At 70.1% G+C, this 3,811-nt stretch carries 6 protein-coding genes; 3 read left to right on the forward strand and 3 right to left on the reverse strand.

The features are described 5' to 3' along the window. The first annotated feature begins 486 nt into the window (after positions 1-486). The 3 genes from VFV89_RS12385 (at position 487) to VFV89_RS12395 (ending at position 2,035) form a co-directional block, all read left to right on the forward strand. Positions 487-630, forward strand: coding sequence for a hypothetical protein (locus tag VFV89_RS12385; RefSeq protein WP_329706250.1), 144 nt, complete (start codon positions 487-489; stop codon positions 628-630). 143 nt (positions 631-773) lie between these two features. Further along, positions 774-1,145 (forward strand): cupin domain-containing protein, encoded by a 372-nt coding sequence (locus tag VFV89_RS12390; protein ID WP_329706251.1) that lies wholly within the window; start codon positions 774-776, stop codon positions 1,143-1,145. Positions 1,146-1,159: 14 nt separating this feature from the next. Then, on the forward strand, positions 1,160-2,035 hold the full coding sequence (locus VFV89_RS12395) for an AMIN-like domain-containing (lipo)protein (RefSeq protein ID WP_329706252.1): 876 nt from the start codon (positions 1,160-1,162) through the stop codon (positions 2,033-2,035). On the opposite strand, the gene VFV89_RS12400 is transcribed toward VFV89_RS12395, so the two are convergent. From VFV89_RS12400 to VFV89_RS12410, 3 genes are all read right to left on the reverse strand, one after another. Beyond that, positions 2,032-2,667 carry a GrpB family protein gene (locus tag VFV89_RS12400; RefSeq protein ID WP_329706253.1) on the reverse strand — a complete coding sequence of 212 codons (636 nt, stop codon included), beginning with the start codon at positions 2,665-2,667 and terminating at the stop codon, positions 2,032-2,034. The two genes, VFV89_RS12395 and VFV89_RS12400, sit on opposite strands and share 4 nt — an antisense overlap. Positions 2,668-2,677: 10 nt before the next feature. Further along, positions 2,678-3,304: a flavin reductase family protein gene (locus VFV89_RS12405; RefSeq protein ID WP_329706254.1), complete on the reverse strand. Its 627-nt coding sequence runs from the start codon at positions 3,302-3,304 to the stop codon at positions 2,678-2,680. 13 nt (positions 3,305-3,317) lie between these two features. Then, positions 3,318-3,811, reverse strand: a 494-nt coding sequence (locus VFV89_RS12410; protein WP_329706255.1) for a VOC family protein, incomplete at its 5' end; no start/stop codon positions are given.

Below are 3,811 nucleotides of genomic sequence, written 5' to 3' on the forward strand. Positions count from 1 at the left end.
GGTGAGCTCGATGCGGATGCCGGGGTAGATGTCGGGTCCCGGTCACCAACGACCCTGTGCACAACCACGCCCTGTCATGGCAGCCGATGATCGGGCGCCGATTGTTCCCCGCTCTGCTGGAATGGCGGCCATGGAGCGCAGTGCGGACGACCTACCTCCGCCGTACCTCGGCGACCCACACGGTCTTCACTGGGCTGCCTACCGGTCCGGCGACGTGGTCGATGACACCACGGAAGCAGAGGACTTCACGGTCGAGGGCACCCGGCTTTGGATCATGTGGGATGAGGGCGCCGGACCCCTGTGGGGCGACCAGGGCCTGCTTCCTGGTGATGCCGAGTGGTTGGGGCGAGCGTTGGGCCTGAGCGACTCGCTGATCGCAGACCTTCTCGGCGGTCCACTTGGGGGTGGCAGCTTCCTCTGACTGGGAGTACGAAGGAGGTGGCGGAGCCTCGCCCGCCGAAAGGGAGGGACGCTGTGGTTGGCCAGATGCCGGAGTACGACAAGGAGCCCGAACCGAGCTACGACGACCGGGGAGCCGTGTTCACGGCGCTCCTGGGCGCGATAGTGGCCGACGCGGCGATCATCGGCCTGTTCATGTTCATCACCTGGCTGGCCTACGCCACGGACTGACCAGGACGTTGGGTGTCCCGGCTGCCGACCCCGGCTGACGGGCATTCAGGTGGAGCAGAGGCCGGCCAGCGCTGCGAGCGGGTACCCGGCACCGCTCGCTGGTGACCCGCAGGTCGCCCCCGAGGATCTGCGATCCTGATCTCGTGAGCCATCCCGTCCCGGTCCGGGTGTTCCGCTTCGACGAGCTCGAGGCCGCCGACCCCACGCCGGGGATGTTCCGCGAGCGAGCCTTCGAGCTCCCGATCCTGTGGTCGGGGCGGGTCACCACCCAGCCCGGCGCGGTCAGCGGCTGGCACCACCACGACCGGAACGAGACCAGCCTGTACGTCGTCCGGGGGGTCCTTCGGCTGGAGTTCGAGGGGTTCGACGGCCACCTCGACGCACACGCCGGTGACTTCATCCACGTGCCGGCGTTCACCGTCCACCGCGAGTCGAACCCCACCGACGAGCCATCGGTCGCGATCATCGCCCGGGCTGGCGGCGGGATCCCGACTGTCAACGTGGACGCCCCGTGAAGCGTCGAAGGATCGTGACCGCTCTCCGCTGGCCGCGCGCCGCCCTGCCCCTCCTCGCGATCTGCCTGCTCGGGCCGGCGCCCGTCCGACCCGCGACTGCCACGACGGAGGTCGTGGACCGGGCCGGACTCCCGGTGCTCACCTCGGTGAAGGCTCGGCACGTCGGGAACGTCGACCGGGTGGTGTTCCGCTTCACCGGCGGCGTACCGACCACCGTCTTCAAGGAGTGGCGAGACACCCTCGCCCATGACGGGTCCGGCCTCCCCGTCCGCGTCGCCGGGACGAAGATCCTGGTCATCTCCATGAATGGGGCCGTCGCCCACGACGCGAACGGATCGACGGTCGCCGGCCGCACGGGGTTCGCTCTGCCGAACGTCATCACCGCGGTCGCCGCGGGTGACTTCGAGGGCTCGGTCCTCTACGGGATCGGAGTCCAGAAGCAGACGTCGTTCCACGTGAGCGTCCAGGCGCACCGCGTCGTCGTCGAGGTCGGTGCGGCCTTCCCGACGACCCTCGAGAAGGTCTTCTTCGTCGACAGCAACGCGAACCTCGCCTCGGTGACGCGGCGGGTGCCCACCTCGGGGCCGGCCACCGCGGTGCTGCACTCGCTCTTCGCCGGGCCGACGCCCGCGGAGAAGGCGAACGGGTTCCGCCTCGTGCGCTCGCGCGCCACCGGCTTCACTCGCCTGAGCATCACCGACGGCATCGCGCGGGTCCGGCTCACCGGCGGCTGCCGGAGCGGAGGCTCGACGACCACCGTGGCCAGCGAGATCGTGCCGAGCCTGAAGCAGTTCCCGACGGTCAAGTGGGTCAAGGTCTACGACAGCCACGGGCGCACCGAGACGCCGAACGGCCCGTCGGACTCGATCCCGGCCTGTCTGGAGCCCTAGAGTCCCGCCGCCGGCTCGTCCGGCCGCGGCTGGGGGTCGTGCTCGTACGCCGGGTCCGCGGCGAACACCTTCTCGTAGATGTCGTAGACCAGCGCGGCCTTGTGGTTGTTGTAGTCCATGACGTCGGCGAACCCGGCCGCCGCCAGCTCGGCCTTGAGCGCACCGTAGGCGTCCCGGTCGTCGGGGTGGGAGCGGAGCCAGTCGCGGAAGGCGGCGTGCCGGCTCGCCTCGACGCTGCCCGGCGACCAGACGTGCAGGTTGGTCTTCGGCTCCTCGATCGCGAGCACCCGGTGCTCCTCCCACTCGGGCTCGCGGACCCGCAGCACGAAGCCGGCGGCCTCGAGCTCCGGGACGTACGCCGCCTCGTCGCCGCTGTCGGCCACGGTCAGGTCGGCGTCGATCACCGGCTTGGCGGCCAGGCCCGGCACCGCGGTGGAGCCGACGTGCTCCAGCTGCACGACCCGGTCACCGAGCGCACCTCGGACGATGCTCGACAGTAGAGCGAACTCCGAGGGCCAGCGCCCGTCGTACGGCACCACCTCGACGGGCCGGCCCGGCCCGGCGAGCCGGACCCGGGCGAGCTCCTCTATGTCGACGAGCTCGTAGGGACGCCAGAGGGGATGGGTGGCCATCTTCGAGACCTTACGTCTGGGTGGAGGTGTACTTCCCCTCGAAGAAGAGCAGCGGCTCCCCGGCGTCGTGCGCGCCCAGGTCGAGGACCCGGCCGATGACGACGTAGTGGTCTCCGGCCTCGTGGACGTTGTGGATCTGGCAGTCGACGTAGCCGAGGGTGCCCTCGATCATCGGCGACCCGGTGACCGGGGCCGGCGCCCACGGCACCCCGGAGAACTTGTCGTGGCCACGGCTGGCCATCTGGTTGGAGAGCTCGGCCTGGTCGGCGGCGAGGAGGTTGACGCAGAACTTGCCCGAGCGCTGGATGGACGGCCAGGCCCTTGAGGTCTTGGCCGGGATGAACAGCACCAGCGGAGGGTTCAGCGAGACCGAGGAGAAGGACTGGCAGGTCAGGCCGACCGGGGCACCGCCACTGATCGCGGTGACCACGGTGACGCCGGAGGCGAACCGGCCGAGCACGTCGCGGAACCGGCGGGCGGCGGCGATCGCCTCCGGGTCGTCGGCGTCGACGAAGGTGTCCTCGCCCGGGCGGAACTGGAAGTCGTACATCGAGTCGCCCAGCCAGGACTCGATGAGGTCGTGGCTCGGCCAGGTCTCCCGTGCGTCGTCGCGCATCCCTTCGGGAACCTGGCTCACGTGTCCACGGTAGTTACTGGCGACCGGCGCCGAAGTCGTGACCCCAGTACGAGACCGCCGTCGACTCGCGGGCCACCCACCTCGAGTCGTCCACGGTGAGCCCGTCGGTGCCGAGCTCGACGTCGAAGCCGCCGGGTGAGCGCACGTAGAACGAGATCATCTCGTCGTTCATGTGCCGGCCCAGCGTCGCCGACAGCGGGACCTTGTGCCGGCGCACCCGCTCCAGCGCGCGGCCCACGTGGTCGAGCGTGTCCACCTCGAGCATGATGTGGACGCACTTCGACGGGTTCGGCATCGGCAGGAACGCCAGCGAGTGGTGTCGGGGGTTGACCCCCAGGAACCGCAGCCAGACCTTGCTGCCCGGCTCCTTGCCGACGAACTCGCCCGGCATCGACATCGAGTCACGGAGCCGGAAGCCGAGGGTGTCGCGGTAGAAGCGCAGCGCCTCGACGTCGTCGGTCACGGGCAGGACGACGTGGCCCATCCCCTGGTCGCCGGTGACGAACC

This window comes from Nocardioides sp., from assembly GCF_036274455.1.
GTDB lineage: Bacteria > Actinomycetota > Actinomycetes > Propionibacteriales > Nocardioidaceae > Nocardioides.

Coding starts and splice junctions, on each gene's coding strand:
- VFV89_RS12385 (WP_329706250.1), top strand. CDS start 487: ATGCCGGAGTACGACAAGGAGCCCGAACCGAGCTACGACGACCGGGGA.
- VFV89_RS12400 (WP_329706253.1), bottom strand. CDS start 2,667: ATGGCCACCCATCCCCTCTGGCGTCCCTACGAGCTCGTCGACATAGAG.